We start from the raw sequence: 15,683 nt of genomic DNA, 5'->3' as shown, positions 1-15,683 counted from the left end.
ATGTCCGACGAGACGCCGAACGCCGACGATGCGGACGACCTGCGCGAGCGACTGCTCGCGGCGCGCGCTGACCGCGACGACGCCGAGGCGGCCATCGCGGAGACGGGCGAGGAGTCCGTCGTCGCGGCCGCCGACGCCTACCGGAAGGCGACTCGCCTCCTCGACGACTACGAGGAGTCCGCCGTCGGTACCGGCGACTTCCAGGCGTACGTCGAGTTCCAGGACAAGTTCCTCGGACTCGTCGAGGACCTGCCGGAGGACCTGCCCGACCGCGACGCGTTCGAGGCGGCGGCCGACCGGATGGACCGCCGTCGCCTCCGCGAACGCGACTTCGAGGGGGCCCGCGCGGACCTCGAACCGGCCGCGGCGTACGTCGACCGCCTCGACCGCAGGACGGAGACGACGGACGCTCTCACGGAGGCGCGGCGCGACGCGAAACTCCTCCTGAACGACCTCGACGACCGAATCGAGGAGTTGGAACGACTGGTGAAACTCGGCGAGGCGGACGTGGACGCGCCGGTCGAACGCCTGCGCGACCCCATCGAGGCGTACGACGAACGCGTGACCGAGGAGTTCCGGTCGTTCAAGTCGTCGGCGTCCATCCGCGAGGTGCTGTCGGTGGTCGAGGCCGCCGAGTGGTACCCGCTGGTCGAGTTCCGCTCGCCGCCGCGGGACCTGCGCGAGTTCGCCCGCGAGAGCCCCGACGCCGACGAACCGATTCCGACGCTCCTCGACTACGCCGACTACACCGGGTCGAAACTCGACCACTACGCCGAGGACCCGGCGATGCTCCAGACGTCCGTCGCCGTCCACCGGACGTACCTCGAACGCCTCGACGCCGGCCCCCTCCGCGTGCCGTCGCCGCCGCCGGACGCCGAGACGCTTCGCCGGCGGGCGAACGAACTCGTCTCCGTGCTGTCGCGGTTCGCCGACGAGGAGACGATAGCCGCGCTCCGACGGGTCCGCGAGTTGACTCGCCGCGACGACTACGAGCGACTCCGGACGGCGACGCGCGCGCGGACGGAACTCACCGACGACGAACTGGAGCGACTGCGTTCGGGCGCCGTCGAGTCGGACCTGGCCGAACTCCGCGACGCCCGCGACGCACTCGCCGAGGCGCTCTCCGAGGACGGCGGCTGACCGATGTCCGCCGTCGGCGTCCTCGCGTTGCTCTCCGGGTTCGCCTGCTTCTACTACGGCGCGCGGGCGCTCGAACTGCGGCGCGCCGTCGCCCGCGTGAACCGACCGGACGACCCCGCCGAGAACGTGACCGGCGTCGACGACGCGCCGATGGCGTGGTTGCTCCCGCCGGAGGAACGGCCCGAGATGCCCGCTGACCCGGCCGAGGACGTCTCCGTGGAACGCGGCGTCGCCCTCCTCGCCCTCGGCGCGGTGGTCTGCCTATTCGGCCTCCTCAGTTTCTAGCCGCAGCGACTTCGCGAACACCACCGTCGGATACGACTCGTCGTCCACCTCGTACGAGCCCTCGCCGACCGCATCGAAGCCGCGGGCGCGGTAGAACGCGCGGCCGTCCTCGTTGTCGGCGAACGTCTGGAGGACGAGTCGCCGCGCGTCGCCGTCGGCGGGGGCGGCCCGTTCGACGTGCGAGAGGAGGGCGGAGCCGACGCCGTCGCCCCAGTCGTCGGGGCGAACGTACAGTGCGCGCAGTTCGGCATCGTCGGCAGGGACGAACGACTCCGTGCGGTCGGCGTCCCAGACGGCGTGTGCGAACCCGACGACACCGGTGTCGGCGTCGGCGGGCGGCGAGTTCGCGGCGGCGGGCGACGAGTCTGCGCCGGCCGCCCCCGCGCCGGCGGCCGTGGCGACGAACACGTCGTCGTGGAGCGTCACGTCCTCGTACGCCGCTTCGAGTCGGTCCAGTCGGTCGGCGGGTACGTCCGCGGCCGGCAGCGACGCGGCCGGGAGGATGTGGTCGAACGCGGCGCGCCACGCGAGACGCCACGTCCGCATGGCGTCGCAGTACTCCGCGAACGAGGCGACGGGGCGGACGGTCACGGGACCCTGCATCACGGCGCTAGACGGATTCGTGCGTAAAAGGTGACACGACCGGACAGACTCCGTCGGCCGCCGAGTGCCGGGTTCGGCTCGGTCCGGGTGCGGTGTGGCCCCTCTCAGGAGTCGTCGATCGCGGCGCGCAGGGCCGCCTCGGCGCCGCCGGCGAGTTCGCGTGCGCGGCCCTCATCGCGGGCCTCGGCGTAGACGCGCACCTTCGGTTCGGTGCCGGAGGGCCGAACGAGCACCCACGCGTCGCCGTAGTCGAGGCGGTAGCCGTCCGTCGTGTTCGGCGTCGCCTCCGAGGACTCGGCGTAGTCGCGGGCCGCCTCCAGCATCGCTTCGAGTTCCGCCTCGTCCTCGTACGCGAGGTTGACGCGGACGTTCACGTAGTCGGTGTAGGGGGCGATGACCTCGCTCACCGGCCGGTCGGCGACGAGTTCGAGGAACTTCGCGGCGGTGTAGGCGCCGTCGCGCACGAGTCGGTAGTTCGGGAAGAATATCCCCCCGTTGCCCTCGCCCGCGATGGGGACGGACTCGCCCTCGGCCCACAGGTCGCGAATCCGCGTGATGAGGTTCGTCGCGCCGATGGGCGTCAGTTCGAGGTTCGCGCCGACGTCGTCGCAGACGTCCACGAGACGCTGGGAGACGTTGACGGCGGCGACGGTGGTGTCGCCCTCGTCGAGGTGGGCGGCGGCGAGGGCGGCCAGCGAGGCTTCGCCGGCGACGAACTCGCCCGCCTCGTCCACGAAGACGGCCCGGTCGGCGTCGCCGTCGTGCGCGATGCCCACGTCGGCGTCGCTGGCCTTCACGAGGCGGCAGAGGTCGCCGAGTTTGCTGCCGACGGGTTCGGACTCGCGGCCGGGGAAGTGGCCGTCGGGGTTGGCGTTGACCGTGACGACCTCACAGCCGAGTTCGCGGAAGAAGTCGGGGCTGGTGAGACAGCCGGCGCCGTGGCCGGGGTCGAGCGCGACGGTCAGGTCCGCGTCCGCGATGGCGTCGCCGTCGATGGCGGTCAGGAGGTCCTCGACGTACTCGCGGTTCGCCGAGTCGACGTGCCGAATCTCGCCCACCTCGTCCCACGACGCGGTGGCGAACTCCTCGGCGAGGACGTGGTCCTCGATGCGTTCGAGGTCGGCGACGGCGAGTTCGACGCCGTCGTCGCCGACGAGTTTGATGCCGTTGTACTCCGGCGGATTGTGAGAGGCCGTGATGACCACGGCCGGAACCTCCTCGGCCCCGCAGTAGCGGACCGCGCCGGGCGTGGGGACGGCGCCCAGCACGTCCACGTCCACGCCGACGCTGGTGAGACCGCTCGCGGCGGCGTTCGAGAACATCTCCCCGGTCGTTCGCGTGTCGCGCGCGACCACCGCACGGTCCGACCCCCAGACCGTCCCGGCCGCTTTGGCGACGCGCAGGACGAACTCGGGCGTGAGGCCGTCCCCCACGACGCCACGGGTCCCGCTCGAACCGAACAGTTTCATTACCAGTTGCTGATTCGCCCGGCATCAAAGCGGTTGCGAATCGTACCCTCCGGCGGGTTTCGTTCGCACCCGTCGCGTCCGACTCGTCGCCGTCCGTCGTTCGACTCCGCTCGGTCCGCCGTCACCGCCCCTTCCCGCCGCCGTCGCCGTCACCACCCACTTCCCGCCGCCGTCGCCGTCACCGCCCCCGCCCCGCCGCCTTCGGTGACTTTAGGCGCGCCGGGCGCCCACGCTCTCGCATGTCAGAGGCGTTCCCGACGTTCGAGGTGATTCCGGCGGTAGACATGCAGGACGGCGAAGTCGTCCAGTTGGTGCAGGGCGAACGCGGCACGGAGAAACGGTACGGCGACCCCGTCGCGGCCGCCGAACGCTGGGTGGACGAGGGCGCGTCCACGCTCCACCTGGTCGACTTGGACGGCGCGTTCGAGGGCGAACGCCAGAACGCCGACGCCGTCGAAGCCGTCGTCGCCGCCGTCGACGTGCCCGTCCAGTTGGGCGGCGGCATCCGGACGGCCGCGGACGCCCGCGAACTCCTCGAACTCGGCGTCGAACGCGTCATCCTCGGGACGGCCGCCGTGGAGAACCCGGACGTGGTCGCCGAGATAAGCGAGACGCACCCCGGCTCCGTGATGGTGAGCCTCGACGCGCGGGACGGCGAAGTCGTCGTCTCCGGGTGGACCGAGGGGACGGGACTGGACCCCGCAGAGGCCGCGGCGCGCTACGAGGAACTCGGCGCGGGCGCGATTCTGTTCACCGACGTGGACGTGGAGGGGAAGCTAGAGGGAGTCCAGACGGACGTGACCCGCCGCGTCGTCGACGCCGTCGACATCCCCGTCGTCGCCTCCGGCGGCGTCGCCTCGCTCTCCGACGTCCGGGCGCTGAAGGAGGCGGGCGCGGCCGCCGCCGTCGTCGGGACGGCCCTGTACGAGGGCGCGTTCACGCTCCGCGACGCGAACGACGTCTGACGCGCTACGGCGACCGTTCTCCGTCCGCCGACGCGGCCGTCGCCGACTCGGAGGCGTCGTCCGGTCGGCGCTCTCCGCCGTCCATCGCGTCACTCTCCCCGTCACCGTCGCCGTTCGCACCGCCGCTCTCGCCGTCACCGGTGCCGTCGTCCGGACGGTCGAACGCCGGCGGGGCGTACGTGTAGAGGTAGCCGTCGTGGAGGACGTAGTACGTCCCCGCCTCGGCGTCCTCGACGACGCTGCTGTTCGTGTCGATGGCGAAGTCGACGAGGTCCGCGAGCGACTCGGCCTCCGCGCGGGGGCGTTCGAACGCCGAGGCGGGCAGGTCGATGGCGTGAATCCACTCGTCGAACTCCGACCGGGCCTCGCGGAACGAGAGCCGTTCCGTCTCGGCCGGCGTCGGCGGCGCCAGACGGCCCCGCCGGCGCGCCCAGACGAGTCCGACGGCGCCGCCCAGTCCGACGCCGAGGAGCACCGGCCCCCCGAGTTGCCGCACCGGTCCGTACCGGTTCGGCACGGTGACCGTCCGGGTCGGCGCGTGCCGGTCGGTCGTCGGCCCCGGGTCCTCGACGGTGTACGCGTTCCCCAGTCCGACGGGCAGGGCGTACCGCTCGGTCCGGTCGACGGACTCCCCGTTCACCGTCCCCGTGAGCGTGACGGTGGTGCGAACGAGCGCTTCGGTTTCGCCCAGTGACGCCCCCAGTTCCTCGTCTATCCGGTCCGTCTCGCGTGCGAGTTCGGTGGCGTTGAACGAGAACGGGACGCGGACGGACTCGCCGGGTGCGACGCCGCGCGCCTCCGACTCGCCGAGGTTCCGCGTCCGTTGCCAGTACCGCGTCTGGACCGCCCCGGATTGGTTCCGCTCGACGGCCTGCAACACCACGTCCGCGTCGACGCGGAGGGTCAGCGACCCGCCCTCGCTGGCGGCGTACCCGTACGTGAAGTTGCCGTCGAGTCGCGGCGCGATGGCACCGTAGTACGCCGACCGGTCCGTCAGCGTGGCGCCGACGGGGTACACCGGGTTCGGTTCTGTGACCGTCGCGGCGTGGCCGAACTCGGCCGTCGTCTCCCACCACGCTCCCGGACGCTCCTCGACGTGCGTCCCCGGGTCGACGTGAGTCGCGTACGTCACCCACCCGCCCGCCGCGGCGAGGACGAGCATACACCCGACCACCAGCGCGAAGTTGCCTGTTATCACTCCCCGTGCCCGAATCTCCCAGTCAGACATCGCTCGTCTGTCGAGAGAGTAACACGATAGTAACGTCGTGGGTAACGTAGTTTCAGGTCTCGTTACAGGCGTGACGTTGGAGCGCGCCGGTCACTCGCGGGCGTACAGGCCCCGCACCGCCCGTCGAATCCGCCGCCGCATCGGCACCGCTCGGTTCCGACTCCGACTCCGCACTCGTCCAGTGCCGACGAGAGCGACTGCGAGGAGGTAGAACGGCACGCCGAGGAGAGCGTCGATGGCGACGATTGGTGCCCACGGGTGGACCCGGTAGAGCGACTCCGTCACGGAGTGGGGAAGCACCGCGAGGTAGCGGTGTTCAGTGACGAACCGGCGGTAGTACCCCGTCTGCGGCGGCGCCGACAGCGTCACCGTGGCGTTGGCGACGCGCCGGCCGTCGACGGTCAGTTCCTCGGGGTGGACGGCCACGCCTTCGCTGGCGGGTTCGAGGAAGACGTGGACGGGGACGGACCCGCCGTTGCCGACGGCGTAGGTGACGTTCGCGGACGTGCCCGCCGGAATCACCGTCGGTCGCTCGGAGTCGAACTCCGCGCTGACGACGCCGTACTGCTGTGTGCCCGCCGGTCCGACCATCGCCGCCGTCGCGCCGCCGACGAGGAGGAGGGTGAAGCCGAGGGCGAACAGGCGCGGGTCGATACCCCCGTCGCGGTTCGTCTCCCGACGCCGACGCTCCCGCCCGTCGCCGCGGAGTTCGCCGACGAGGTAGTAGAGGGCCGTCGCGCCGAAGAACAGGTACGCGAGTCCCTGCGGGCCGAGGAGGGCGCGCGTCCCCAGTAGCGAGGAGACGGTCCGTTGCACCGTCTCGACGGCGCCGCGGATTCCCGTCACTGCGGTGCCCAACTGCGGAATCACGACGACGTTCCCGCCCACCTGCCACGCCTCGGCGACTATCTGCGCCTCTTTCACCGGCGGTTCGTCGCCGTCCTGGTCGGTGAACGGGTTCGCGTCGCCTCTGGTGACGTATCCCTGTGGCGTCTCCCCGACGATTCGGTGGGTGGTCAGGCCGCCGCCCTGTATCTCCTCCGCGCGGAAGACGACGACGTCGCCCGCCTCGGGTTCGTCGGTGAGGGCGGAGGGGACGGCGACGAAGCCGTCGCCCGGTTCCATCGTCGGGGACATGGAGCCGGTTTCGACGTAGCCGAGGAGGACTGGTTGGCCGAGGGCGGCGCCGACGAGGAGAGCGAGTATCAAGCAGAGAGCAAGAAGTTTCAAGCTGTCGTGAAATATCTGGTTTACATTCATCGATTTAGAAAATTACAAATATTTTACGATAGTTCATCTATCTTTGTAGTTATCGATGGTGTGATCTCTGCGTAATTGGCAGTTCTTCTCCTCGACGGCTATCCAATTAAAATATGCGGGTAGTGAGTTCGACTTCTATAATCCGTCTGAATCAGGCGTCGAATCAGCATAAATCCCGATATCGTCGGGAACATCAACGATATTGGTCGAGGCACCGCCCAGTTCTTGAGTATCGGCGTTTAGGTAGAACCCCATGTGAACATACATTTCATCACCCGGTGACAGATCTTGATTAGTAACGTCTGAACTGGGGTAGTAACTGGGGGCCGGACTTGCGTCAAAGGGCGTGAAATTCGACACATTCGGCGAGCTGAGACCGCTAAATGAGTAGAATACGGCCATTGGTCCGTCCGGAAGCGATCCAATTAATGAACTCTGGTCATCATCATCGCCAAGTTGGACTCTTATTGTATTCGTACCCTGATTAACGATTTTGAATACGTTCGCGAACAGAGTATCTGCGTTCTTATTCAGGCCCTGTCCACCTTCCCCGTTACCTCCTGAAAATTCAATATTGAGTTTCCCATTATCGAGATTTGTGTATTCGCTAGTCGGTTTGAGACCTAGGTAGGCACTGAGATCCCCAGCAGTGCTAACATTCAGATTCCGTTCTGCTCGAACGGATGCGAACGCCCCAGTCCCAGTCATCGCCGCCCCACCGGCGGCAAGCGATCCCAACGCGGCCAGATACTTTCGTCGTTGCATTGTCGTAGTTGTCTCCTGTCGCACCCGGGCCACCGCGACCCGTCGTGCTCACTTCCCACGTGGACCGGACGCCATATTGTTACAGTTCGAACATTTCTTGACGAACGCGCTCCCGGCGCGCCGCCAACCGACTCCGCGCCCGGCCGTTCGCCTCGATTGGTCCCCCGCAAACGGACCCCTCCCCCACGAGAGGCGACCGGTCGCCGAACCTTCACGTCGGATTAAACCCGCGTATTCCCTCGATACGGCCCGATTCGGTTCGAAAGCCGAGCGAACGCTCGCCGCCTTGACGCGATTCGAAAAAGAGGGGGTCGGCGATTCAGGCGTTGTCGTCCACGTCCTCGGCGACGATGGTGAAGTCGTCGTCGCCGGCGAACACGCCCGCCGCCGCCACGTCCCGTAGGTCGATGCGGACGCCGACCATCAACGGGTCGTCGCCCGGTTCGAGGGTCGTCGTCACCGTGGTGTCGTTGCCGTAGTCCCCGTCGCTTGCGTCCTCGCCGAAGTAGAACTCGATGCGGTCCTTCCCGTCCTCGATGTGAACCGCCAGCGTCTCGTCGCCGGTGTTGTTGATGCGGAACGCGTCGTCGAACGAACTGACGGCGTCCTCGTTCAGGCCGTTGCCGCCGTCCGGGTCGTTCGCGAAGTTCAGGCGGAACGCGCCGTCCAAGTTCTCGACGGCGAAGCCGTTGGCGGCGCCCTCGCGTATCTCCAGATACGCGCTGCCGTCGCCCGCGACGCTGGCGGTGATGTTTCGCTCCGCCGTGACGTTCGAGACGGCGGCGGTGCCGAACACCGCACTCCCCGCCGCGGCCAGTACCCCGAGTCCCCCGATGAACGTTCGTCGTTGCATGGTGTGTCCGCCCCGCGAGTGCGTTCGCGGCGCTCACCTCCGTCGACGCTCGCCGAACCTATTGTTAGAGTTCGAACGTCGCGTGACGAACGCGGTCCACGCTCGACGCAAACGCGTCCCGACGCCGACAGGTCGGCACGCGGCGACTCTCAGACAGATGCGGTCGTCCCGCGGAACTGAGTTTCACGCCGGCTTAATCGAACGATGGGTGTGATTGCGGGTCGCGCACACGCGGCCTTCGTACGCGGGGGGCCGACTCCCCCGGTGTGTAACTAAAGACCCCGGTTCCATTGGTGTGGCTGCGATGACAAGTGGGGCAGCGTCAGGGGGGTCACGATGAGTGAGGGGACTCACCTGACCGAAAACGGGCAGTATCGCGAGGCGAGCGAGTCGTCGTCGCCCGCGGATGCGGTGACCGACGACGACGAGGCGGACGACGGAGCGCGGGGGGACGACCGACAGCCGACGCACGAGGCGCTGTTCGAGGCGCTGAGCAACCAGCGTCGCCGGTTCGTCATCCACTACCTGAAACAGCAGGGGGCCGACGAACCGGTGGAGTTGGCCGACCTCTCCGCGCAGGTGACGGCGTGGGAGCGGGGAATCGACGCCGAGAGCCTGTCGTACGCCGACCGGAAGAACGTGCACACGTCGCTGTCGCAGTTCCACGCGCCGAAGTTGGAGGACCTCGGCTTCGTCGAGTTCGACCGCGAGGAGAGCGTCGTCGAACTCACCGACCGCGCCGAAGCGGTGAACATCTATCTGGAGACCACGTCGGGTCGTGAGTTGGCCTGGGGGCCGTACCTGCTGCTGGTCTCCTCGATACTCTCGGCCGTCGTGTTCGGCTCGCTCGTGGGCGTCCCGGTGCTCTCGGGACTCTCCCACGAGTCGCTGGCCGTCTTCGTCGCGGTGACGTCGCTCACGTCCAGCGCGGTGTTCGCCTACGACACGTGGACGCGGATGCACGTCGGGCACGACGGCCCGCCGCCGGAGGCGACCGACCGATGAGGCGAGCGGGGATACTCCTCGTCGCCGCCGGTATCGTGGTCCTGACGGCGATACCGACGGGGAGTCTGAGCGCGACGCAGGCGGACCGTGGGGTGACCGGAACCGTCGCCTCGGACGCGAGCGCGTACGTGGGCGTCGAGATGCGTCTCGAACGGGAGCGACCCAGTCCCGGAAACGCCAGCGTCCGGGCGAACGGGTCCCGGCCGGCCGCAAACGGAACGCGGGTCGCCTCGGACGTTCGGAACGGGACGCCGGCGGCGAACGGAGCCGTCGGTCGAAGCGGCGAGTCGCTGCCGGCCGCCGCGCCGACGGCGCGCACGCTGTTCGTGACCGTCACGAACCGGGTGCCCGACCTCGGCGGCTTCGTCGCCGTGGTGAGCGTCGAAGGCACCCGCGACGGCGACGTACGGACCGTCTCGGACCGCGTCGTCGTCGACGACGAGGCGACGGCCACCCTCACGCCAGTCGCCTGCGACGACAGGGTCCGCGTCGTCGTCCAGAGCGAAGACGTCAGGATAGCGTTCACCCGCCCGGTGCCCTGCGAGGCGTGAGGGGTACCGTGGGGACGCGAGAACGACGACCGAGAACGGGACGCGTGGGCGACGAGTCGGGCGAAACGCGGGCGTGGCCGCCTCTCCACGCCACGCACTCGCGGCGCGCTACCGGGCGGCCTTCCGACCCCTCGGTGTCGCGGTCACAGGTCGCGGCGTCCGCTTCTGCCGGTCGGGCCGCGCGCGGTGAGTTTCGCGACGACGGCAGTCGAGACGAGTGCGATGAGTGCGACGCCGAGTGCCGTCCCCGTCCCCGACTGTTCGAACAGGAGGAGGCACCCGAGTCCGAGCGTGTACAGCGCCAGTACCGCTCCCTTCACGCCCATGGTGTCTCCTACGTCGGAAGCCGACATCCATGAATCTCCGGCAGACGAGCGTCAGACGGCGAGCGGCGAGGTAACGACCCGACCGGACGACCGAGAAGAACGCACGATTCGGCTCCCAATCCGAGAAAAACTGCCATATATACGGGTATCTCGGGTATTTCTGCGGAATCGATATGCTATCCCGGCGCCTTCTAGCGGCGGTGACGAACGTCACCGGTGAGTTCAATGGACGGAATCAGCGGTAAAGTCGCGCTCGCGACGGGCGCTGGGTCGGGTATCGGACGGGCGACGGCGCTTCGATTCGCCGAGGCCGGGGCGACGGTTGCCGTCGCGGACCTGGACGAGGAAGGGGGCGAAGAGACGGTACGTCTCGTCTCCGAGGCCGGCGGGGAGGCGGAGTTCTTCGCGGTCGACGTGAGCGACGAGGAGAGCGTGAAGGCCCTCGTCGACGACGTCGTCTCGACGTTCGGCGGCCTCGACGTCGCGTTCAACAACGCGGGTATCGAGGGGACGCCGGGGCCGATAACCGACCAGTCGTTCGAGGACTGGAAGCGCGTCGTCGACGTCAACCTCGGCGGGGTGTTCCTCTGCACGAAACACGAGATTCCCGCGCTCCGCGAACGCGGCGGCGGCGCCATCGTCAACACGGCGTCTATCGCGGGCCTCGTCGGCGCGGCGGACCTGAGCCCGTACTACGCCTCGAAACACGGCGTCGTCGGACTCACGAAGTCCGTCGCCGTCGAGGTGGCCGACGACGGCATCCGCGTCAACGCCGTCTGTCCGGGCGTCGTCGACACGCCGATGGTCTCGCGGTTCACGGGCGGCGACGACGCCGCCATGGAGGGAATCGTCGCGCCCCAGGCGATGAAGCGCGCCGCCGACCCGTCGGAGATAGCCGCCGCGGTGGTGTGGCTCTGCTCCGACGAGGCGTCCTTCGTCACCGGCGTCCCGATGCCGGTCGACGGCGGGTACGTCGCCCAGTGACCGAGCGTCCTTTTTCGTCGCCGAGAGCGCAACCGTGATACCGGCGGCCGCCGACACGCGAGTATGAGCGACGACGCCGACGCGGACGCCACGTCGCGGACGGCCGCCGTCTCCCGCGAGACGGCCGAGACGACCATCGAGGTGACGCTGACGATAGACGGCGACGGCGACGCCGCCGTCGACACGGGCATCGGCTTCTTCGACCACATGCTCGAAGCGTTCGCCAAGCACGGCCTGTTCGACCTGACGGTTCAGTGCGACGGCGACCTGCACATCGACGACCACCACACCGTCGAAGACGTGGCCATCGTCCTCGGCGACGCCCTCGCGGAGGCCCTCGGCGACAAGCGCGGCATCGTCCGCTACGCCGACCGGCAGGTTCCGCTGGACGAGGCCGTCGCGGGCGTCGTCGTGGACGTGAGCGGACGACCGCACTTCGCGTTCGACGGCGAGTTCTCCCAGGAGTCCATCGGCGACTTCACCAGCGACATGGCGCGGCATTTCGGTTACTCGCTGGCGATGCACGCCGGCCTGGCGCTCCACGCGGAGGTGCGCGGCGACAACGCCCACCACGAGGTCGAAGCGCTGTTCAAAGCGCTCGCCCGGTCGCTCGACGACGCCACCCGCGTGGACCCCCGCCGGAGCGACACGCCCAGCACGAAAGGCGAACTCTGAACGCCCACGCCGCGGCGACGCGGGTGCGGCCCGCCCCGCCGCGAACGCCGCCCGTCGCGGGTCTCCGGGCGCTCAGGCCTTGCGCAACTGGCCGTCGTCCTCGGCCAACACGTCACGCTGGACCGCGTGGTCGATGATGTCGTCCACCTGCCTCCGGTCCAAGTCGTAGGCTCCGCTCGCGATGTCAGTTATCTCGGCTCTGTCCACCGGGAACTCCCGGTTGTTCAACAGGCGCATCACCTTCCTGAAGTTGGGCGGCTCCGACCCGACGGACTCCGCGCCGTCGTCGTCGCCCCCCTCGCCCGTCTCCTCCTCGGTGACCTCGTAGTCCTCGGCCGGATCCTCGGCGTCCTGCTTCCGGTCCGGGTCGTCCACCTCGTAGTCGGCGTTCGGTTCCTCCTCGTCGACTTCGGCGTCCGCGTCGTCGGTGGCGTCCCCGTCGCCGTCGGACGCGTCGTCGCCGCCGGGCGCGTCGTCCGCGTCGGCGTGCGCTCTGGGCGGTTCCTCGGCGTCCGCGGCGGCGTCCTCCACCTCGTAGTCCTCGGCGGCGGCCTCCGCGGATTCTCCGTCCTCGGCGCCGGTCGTCGCTGCGTCCGCGTCCTCTCCGGTGAGGGTCTCGGCGTCGACGTAGGCGTCTCCCTCGTCACCGGCGGCAGTCGTCGTCTGCGTCTCGTCCGTCGACCGGTCGGTCGCCGCGGGGTCGAGGGGGCGCTCTCGTCGCTCTCCACCCTCGCGTTCGTCCGACTCCGAAGCCGCCGGGACGGGTTCGGGCGAGGCGCTCCGTCGTTCGGCGCCCGAGTCGCCGCCGGTCTCTTCGATACCCAGTCGGGCGAGAAGCGGGCTGACGACCGTTTCGAGCGTGCCGAAGCAGTCGTCGCAGAGGACGACGCGACGCTGTTCGGCCTCCGTCGGGGACAGTTCCGCGGGCAGGACCTCGTAGATTCCGGCGGCGTCGTCGCCGCAGAAGTCGCAGGTGCGCAGTTGACGCATGGGCATACGCGAGTCGTCTCTCGGAACGCGGTTAAACCCTGCCGCCGGCGTCAGTGGGGGACGGCTTCGGCGTCCGGCGAGCAACGGCGTCGAACGTGTGCATTAATGACTCCCGGCGTCTATCTCCCCGCGAGGAATGTTCGACGAGATAATGCGGAAGTTCGAGGGGAGTCCGAGCCAACAGGCGGTCATCCGCCTCCTCCTCGAACGGGGGTTCTCCGTCAACGACGAGGGCCGCGTCGTCTCCGGCGGCATCGAGATACCGAACACCGGCATCGCCCGCGAAATCGGCGTCGACCGCCGGGTCGTCGACTCCACGACGAGCGCCATCCTCGAAGACGAGGACCTGCGCCGCATCTTCCAGAACATCTCGTCGATTCCGAGCCTGATGGACCTCGCGCCCGTGCTGGACCTCTCGGTCCTGACCGTCGAAGTGGCCGACGCCGACGCGCCCGGTATCGTCGCCGAGATAACCTCTCGCATCGCCGACCACGACATCTCCATCCGCCAGACCATCAGCGAGGACCCCGAGTTCACCGACGACCCGAAACTCTACCTCGTCACGGAGGAACCCCTGCCCGGTGACCTGCTGAACGAACTCTCGGAACTCTCGTTCGTCCGGCGAATCAGCATCGCCTGACGGCCCCTCGTCGACCCGCCCCGGCCCGACCCGACCCGGCCGCGACCGAACCCTTTTGACCGAACCCGCGCCAACTTCGTCCATGACCGACGCCTACCGCACCGTCGCCGGCCCCGGCGAGGCCAGTTTCGAGGTCCGCGGCTCGGAGTTCGTCGGCTACGTGGACCGCGCGAACACCGTCGCGGAGGCGGAGGCGTTCGTCGAGCAGATAGAGGCGCGACACCCCGACGCGACGCACAACGTCCCCGCCTACCGCGTCCCGGCCGGGGGCGAATCGTCCGGCGGGAGCACCATGCTCCGCGAGTACTCCTCGGACGACGGCGAACCCTCCGGGTCGTCGGGCAAGCCCGCGCTGAACGTCCTCGTGCAACAGGACATCAGGAACGTCGTCGCCGTCGTCACGCGCTACTACGGCGGCACCAACCTCGGCGTCGGCGGCCTCGCGCGCGCGTACTCCCGCGGCGTGAAGGACGCCGTCGCCGACGCCGGCACCGTCGAGGAGGTGCCGCACGAGACGTTCGCCGTCACCGTCGCCTACGACGACTCGGGGTCCGTGCGCGGCCTGTTGGAGAGCGCGGGCGTCGAGTTCGACGCCGACTACGAGGCGGACGTGTCGTTCGCGGTGCGCGCGTCCGTCGAGGACGCCGCGGACCTGCGCGACCGGATTCGAAGTGCGACCAGCGGTCGGGCCGACATCGAGTGACTCCGACTCGCCCACCCGCACCGCCGGCACCGACAGTATCACGCCGCGGGCCGCCGTGCCCAGCACCATGACCGACCGATACGAGGCAGTCGTGGTCGGCGGCGGCATCGTCGGGTCGTCCGTGGCCTACCACCTCGCACGTGCGGGCGTCGAGACGCTTCTCGCGGACCGCCGCGACGAGGGCCGCGCCACCGACGCCGGCGCGGGTATCCTCTCGCCGGGAACGACCAGCCGGGACGACGAGACGTGGGTCGAGTTCGCCGTCGAGGCCGTCGACTACTACGAGGAGTTGGTCGCGGCCCTCGAACGGGAGCAGGACGGCCCGCACGGCTACACGCAATGTGACCTCTTGACCGCCGCCCTGAACGACGCCGAAGTCGACGCCTACGAGGCGGCACTGGAACGCGTCCGGGACCGACAGGCGCGACTCGGGACGCCCGAACCGGGGACGGTTCACGAACTCGACCCAGCGGCGGCGAAGGCGGCGTTTCCGCCGCTGGCGGAGCCGAAACGGGCGTTCCGCTCCGACGACGCCGCGCGCGTCGACGGCCGCGAGTTCGAGGGGGCACTCCGGCGGGCGGGGCGGACGCACGGACTCCGGACGCGCGAGGCGAGCGTGGAACGGCTCTCCGTCGCCGCCGACACCGTCCGCGGCGTCGTACTCGAATCCGGCCAGCGAATCGACGCCGCGAACGTCGTCGTCGCCGGCGGCGCGTGGTCGAAGACGTTCGCGTCGCAACTCGGTGTCGAGGTGCCGGTGGAACCGCAACGCGGGCAGATAGTCCACCTCGACGTCGCCGCCGACACCGAGGACTGGCCCATCGTCAGCGCGTTCCGCGAGCAGTACCTGGTGCCGTGGGACGACGGGCGCGTCGTCGCCGGCGCGACCCGAGAGACCGGCGCGGGCTACGCCCCGCAGACCACCGTCGAGGGACTCCTGGAGGTGTTCGAAGAGGTGGTCCGCGTCGCGCCCGGCCTCGCCGACGCCGCGGTGCGCGAGGAACGCGTCGGTCTGCGGCCGCTGACCCCCGACGGTCTGCCCGTCCTCGGGCCGGTTCCGGGCGTCTCGGGCGCGTACCTCTGCACGGGACACGGCCCGACCGGCCTGCAGTTGGGTCCGTACAGCGGGAAACTGGTCGCCGACGCGGTGCGCGGTGACGGTGCGTCCGAGTGCGAGCGGTTCGGCGTCGGCCGGTTCTGAGGCGACCTCGCGGCCGTCTCCGCCGGTGGGCGTAACACTT

General features: G+C 69.3%; 18 protein-coding genes. 10 read left to right on the top strand and 8 right to left on the bottom strand.

Annotated features, from left to right (window positions below; genetic code table 11):
* Both BM310_RS00380 and BM310_RS00375 read left to right on the top strand, forming a co-directional pair.
* Complete coding sequence (locus BM310_RS00380; protein WP_089803773.1) at window positions 1-1,140, top strand: DUF7118 family protein; 1,140 nt, start codon at window positions 1-3, stop codon at window positions 1,138-1,140.
* A 3-nt stretch (window positions 1,141-1,143) separates the two neighbouring features.
* Complete coding sequence (locus tag BM310_RS00375; RefSeq protein WP_089803772.1) at window positions 1,144-1,425, top strand: hypothetical protein; 282 nt, start codon at window positions 1,144-1,146, stop codon at window positions 1,423-1,425.
* Here the strand turns inward: BM310_RS00375 and BM310_RS00370 are convergent.
* Together BM310_RS00370 and glmM are read right to left on the bottom strand one after the other, a co-directional pair.
* The gene (locus BM310_RS00370; protein WP_089803771.1) at window positions 1,402-2,028 is read right to left on the bottom strand and encodes a GNAT family N-acetyltransferase; all 627 of its coding nucleotides are present in this window, start codon (window positions 2,026-2,028) and stop codon (window positions 1,402-1,404) included. The two genes, BM310_RS00375 and BM310_RS00370, sit on opposite strands and share 24 nt — an antisense overlap.
* A 104-nt stretch (window positions 2,029-2,132) precedes the next feature.
* Window positions 2,133-3,497, bottom strand: coding sequence for a phosphoglucosamine mutase (glmM, locus tag BM310_RS00365; RefSeq protein ID WP_089803770.1), 1,365 nt, complete (start codon window positions 3,495-3,497; stop codon window positions 2,133-2,135).
* Window positions 3,498-3,736: 239 nt separating this feature from the next.
* Between glmM and hisA the strand changes: the two genes are divergently transcribed.
* Window positions 3,737-4,462 carry a 1-(5-phosphoribosyl)-5-[(5-phosphoribosylamino)methylideneamino]imidazole-4-carboxamide isomerase gene (gene hisA, locus BM310_RS00360; RefSeq protein ID WP_089803769.1) on the top strand — a complete coding sequence of 242 codons (726 nt, stop codon included), beginning with the start codon at window positions 3,737-3,739 and terminating at the stop codon, window positions 4,460-4,462.
* A 4-nt stretch (window positions 4,463-4,466) separates the two neighbouring features.
* Here the strand turns inward: hisA and BM310_RS00355 are convergent, their stop codons facing one another.
* From BM310_RS00355 to BM310_RS00345, 4 genes are all read right to left on the bottom strand, one after another.
* Complete coding sequence (locus BM310_RS00355) at window positions 4,467-5,624, bottom strand: DUF5305 domain-containing protein (protein WP_089803768.1); 1,158 nt, start codon at window positions 5,622-5,624, stop codon at window positions 4,467-4,469.
* 156 nt (window positions 5,625-5,780) lie between these two features.
* Window positions 5,781-6,950 carry a signal peptidase I gene (locus tag BM310_RS00350; protein WP_089803767.1) on the bottom strand — a complete coding sequence of 390 codons (1,170 nt, stop codon included), beginning with the start codon at window positions 6,948-6,950 and terminating at the stop codon, window positions 5,781-5,783.
* Between the two features lie 135 nt (window positions 6,951-7,085).
* On the bottom strand, window positions 7,086-7,715 hold the full coding sequence (locus BM310_RS20800) for a DUF1102 domain-containing protein (protein ID WP_143105082.1): 630 nt from the start codon (window positions 7,713-7,715) through the stop codon (window positions 7,086-7,088).
* 319 nt (window positions 7,716-8,034) lie between these two features.
* Complete coding sequence (locus BM310_RS00345; RefSeq protein ID WP_089803766.1) at window positions 8,035-8,568, bottom strand: DUF1102 domain-containing protein; 534 nt, start codon at window positions 8,566-8,568, stop codon at window positions 8,035-8,037.
* Between the two features lie 336 nt (window positions 8,569-8,904).
* Here BM310_RS00345 and BM310_RS00340 point away from each other — a divergent pair, with 336 nt between their 5' ends.
* Together BM310_RS00340 and BM310_RS00335 are read left to right on the top strand one after the other, a co-directional pair.
* A complete protein-coding gene (locus BM310_RS00340) occupies window positions 8,905-9,573 on the top strand; it encodes a DUF7344 domain-containing protein (RefSeq protein ID WP_089803765.1) in 669 nt (222 codons plus the stop codon).
* A complete protein-coding gene (locus BM310_RS00335) occupies window positions 9,570-10,124 on the top strand; it encodes a hypothetical protein (RefSeq protein WP_089803764.1) in 555 nt (184 codons plus the stop codon). The genes BM310_RS00340 and BM310_RS00335 overlap by 4 nt, the downstream gene beginning before the upstream one ends.
* A gap of 143 nt (window positions 10,125-10,267) precedes the next feature.
* On the opposite strand, the gene BM310_RS00330 is transcribed toward BM310_RS00335, so the two are convergent.
* On the bottom strand, window positions 10,268-10,477 hold the full coding sequence (locus BM310_RS00330) for a hypothetical protein (RefSeq protein ID WP_143105081.1): 210 nt from the start codon (window positions 10,475-10,477) through the stop codon (window positions 10,268-10,270).
* Between the two features lie 198 nt (window positions 10,478-10,675).
* On the opposite strand from BM310_RS00330, the gene BM310_RS00325 reads away from it, so the two are divergent.
* The gene (locus BM310_RS00325) at window positions 10,676-11,434 is read left to right on the top strand and encodes a glucose 1-dehydrogenase (protein WP_089803762.1); all 759 of its coding nucleotides are present in this window, start codon (window positions 10,676-10,678) and stop codon (window positions 11,432-11,434) included.
* Between the two features lie 63 nt (window positions 11,435-11,497).
* A complete protein-coding gene (gene hisB / locus BM310_RS00320; RefSeq protein ID WP_089803761.1) occupies window positions 11,498-12,109 on the top strand; it encodes an imidazoleglycerol-phosphate dehydratase HisB in 612 nt (203 codons plus the stop codon).
* 72 nt (window positions 12,110-12,181) lie between these two features.
* Here the strand turns inward: hisB and BM310_RS00315 are convergent, their stop codons facing one another.
* On the bottom strand, window positions 12,182-13,105 hold the full coding sequence (locus BM310_RS00315; protein WP_245778404.1) for a prolipoprotein diacylglyceryl transferase: 924 nt from the start codon (window positions 13,103-13,105) through the stop codon (window positions 12,182-12,184).
* A gap of 130 nt (window positions 13,106-13,235) precedes the next feature.
* On the opposite strand from BM310_RS00315, the gene BM310_RS00310 reads away from it, so the two are divergent.
* From BM310_RS00310 to BM310_RS00300, 3 genes are all read left to right on the top strand, one after another.
* The gene (locus tag BM310_RS00310; RefSeq protein ID WP_089803760.1) at window positions 13,236-13,739 is read left to right on the top strand and encodes an amino acid-binding protein; all 504 of its coding nucleotides are present in this window, start codon (window positions 13,236-13,238) and stop codon (window positions 13,737-13,739) included.
* Between the two features lie 82 nt (window positions 13,740-13,821).
* On the top strand, window positions 13,822-14,442 hold the full coding sequence (locus BM310_RS00305) for an IMPACT family protein (RefSeq protein ID WP_089803759.1): 621 nt from the start codon (window positions 13,822-13,824) through the stop codon (window positions 14,440-14,442).
* A 67-nt stretch (window positions 14,443-14,509) separates the two neighbouring features.
* Window positions 14,510-15,643: an NAD(P)/FAD-dependent oxidoreductase gene (locus BM310_RS00300; protein ID WP_089803758.1), complete on the top strand. Its 1,134-nt coding sequence runs from the start codon at window positions 14,510-14,512 to the stop codon at window positions 15,641-15,643.
* The last annotated feature ends 40 nt before the right edge of the window (window positions 15,644-15,683 follow it).

It is taken from the genome of Halogeometricum rufum, from assembly GCF_900112175.1.
Classification (GTDB): Archaea; Halobacteriota; Halobacteria; order Halobacteriales; family Haloferacaceae; genus Halogeometricum; species Halogeometricum rufum.
The sequence above is the reverse complement of the archived record's forward strand: the minus strand, read 5'-3'. Positions and strand labels throughout refer to the sequence as shown.

Coding starts and splice junctions, on each gene's coding strand:
- BM310_RS00300 (WP_089803758.1), top strand. CDS start 14,510: ATGACCGACCGATACGAGGCAGTCGTGGTCGGCGGCGGCATCGTCGGG.
- hisB (WP_089803761.1), top strand. CDS start 11,498: ATGAGCGACGACGCCGACGCGGACGCCACGTCGCGGACGGCCGCCGTC.
- BM310_RS00330 (WP_143105081.1), bottom strand. CDS start 10,477: ATGTCGGCTTCCGACGTAGGAGACACCATGGGCGTGAAGGGAGCGGTA.
- BM310_RS00350 (WP_089803767.1), bottom strand. CDS start 6,950: ATGAATGTAAACCAGATATTTCACGACAGCTTGAAACTTCTTGCTCTC.
- BM310_RS00305 (WP_089803759.1), top strand. CDS start 13,822: ATGACCGACGCCTACCGCACCGTCGCCGGCCCCGGCGAGGCCAGTTTC.
- BM310_RS00325 (WP_089803762.1), top strand. CDS start 10,676: ATGGACGGAATCAGCGGTAAAGTCGCGCTCGCGACGGGCGCTGGGTCG.
- BM310_RS00335 (WP_089803764.1), top strand. CDS start 9,570: ATGAGGCGAGCGGGGATACTCCTCGTCGCCGCCGGTATCGTGGTCCTG.
- BM310_RS00340 (WP_089803765.1), top strand. CDS start 8,905: ATGAGTGAGGGGACTCACCTGACCGAAAACGGGCAGTATCGCGAGGCG.
- BM310_RS00310 (WP_089803760.1), top strand. CDS start 13,236: ATGTTCGACGAGATAATGCGGAAGTTCGAGGGGAGTCCGAGCCAACAG.
- BM310_RS00345 (WP_089803766.1), bottom strand. CDS start 8,568: ATGCAACGACGAACGTTCATCGGGGGACTCGGGGTACTGGCCGCGGCG.
- BM310_RS00380 (WP_089803773.1), top strand. CDS start 1: ATGTCCGACGAGACGCCGAACGCCGACGATGCGGACGACCTGCGCGAG.
- BM310_RS00355 (WP_089803768.1), bottom strand. CDS start 5,624: ATGCTCGTCCTCGCCGCGGCGGGCGGGTGGGTGACGTACGCGACTCAC.
- BM310_RS00375 (WP_089803772.1), top strand. CDS start 1,144: ATGTCCGCCGTCGGCGTCCTCGCGTTGCTCTCCGGGTTCGCCTGCTTC.
- hisA (WP_089803769.1), top strand. CDS start 3,737: ATGTCAGAGGCGTTCCCGACGTTCGAGGTGATTCCGGCGGTAGACATG.
- glmM (WP_089803770.1), bottom strand. CDS start 3,497: ATGAAACTGTTCGGTTCGAGCGGGACCCGTGGCGTCGTGGGGGACGGC.
- BM310_RS00370 (WP_089803771.1), bottom strand. CDS start 2,028: ATGCAGGGTCCCGTGACCGTCCGCCCCGTCGCCTCGTTCGCGGAGTAC.
- BM310_RS20800 (WP_143105082.1), bottom strand. CDS start 7,715: ATGCAACGACGAAAGTATCTGGCCGCGTTGGGATCGCTTGCCGCCGGT.
- BM310_RS00315 (WP_245778404.1), bottom strand. CDS start 13,105: ATGCCCATGCGTCAACTGCGCACCTGCGACTTCTGCGGCGACGACGCC.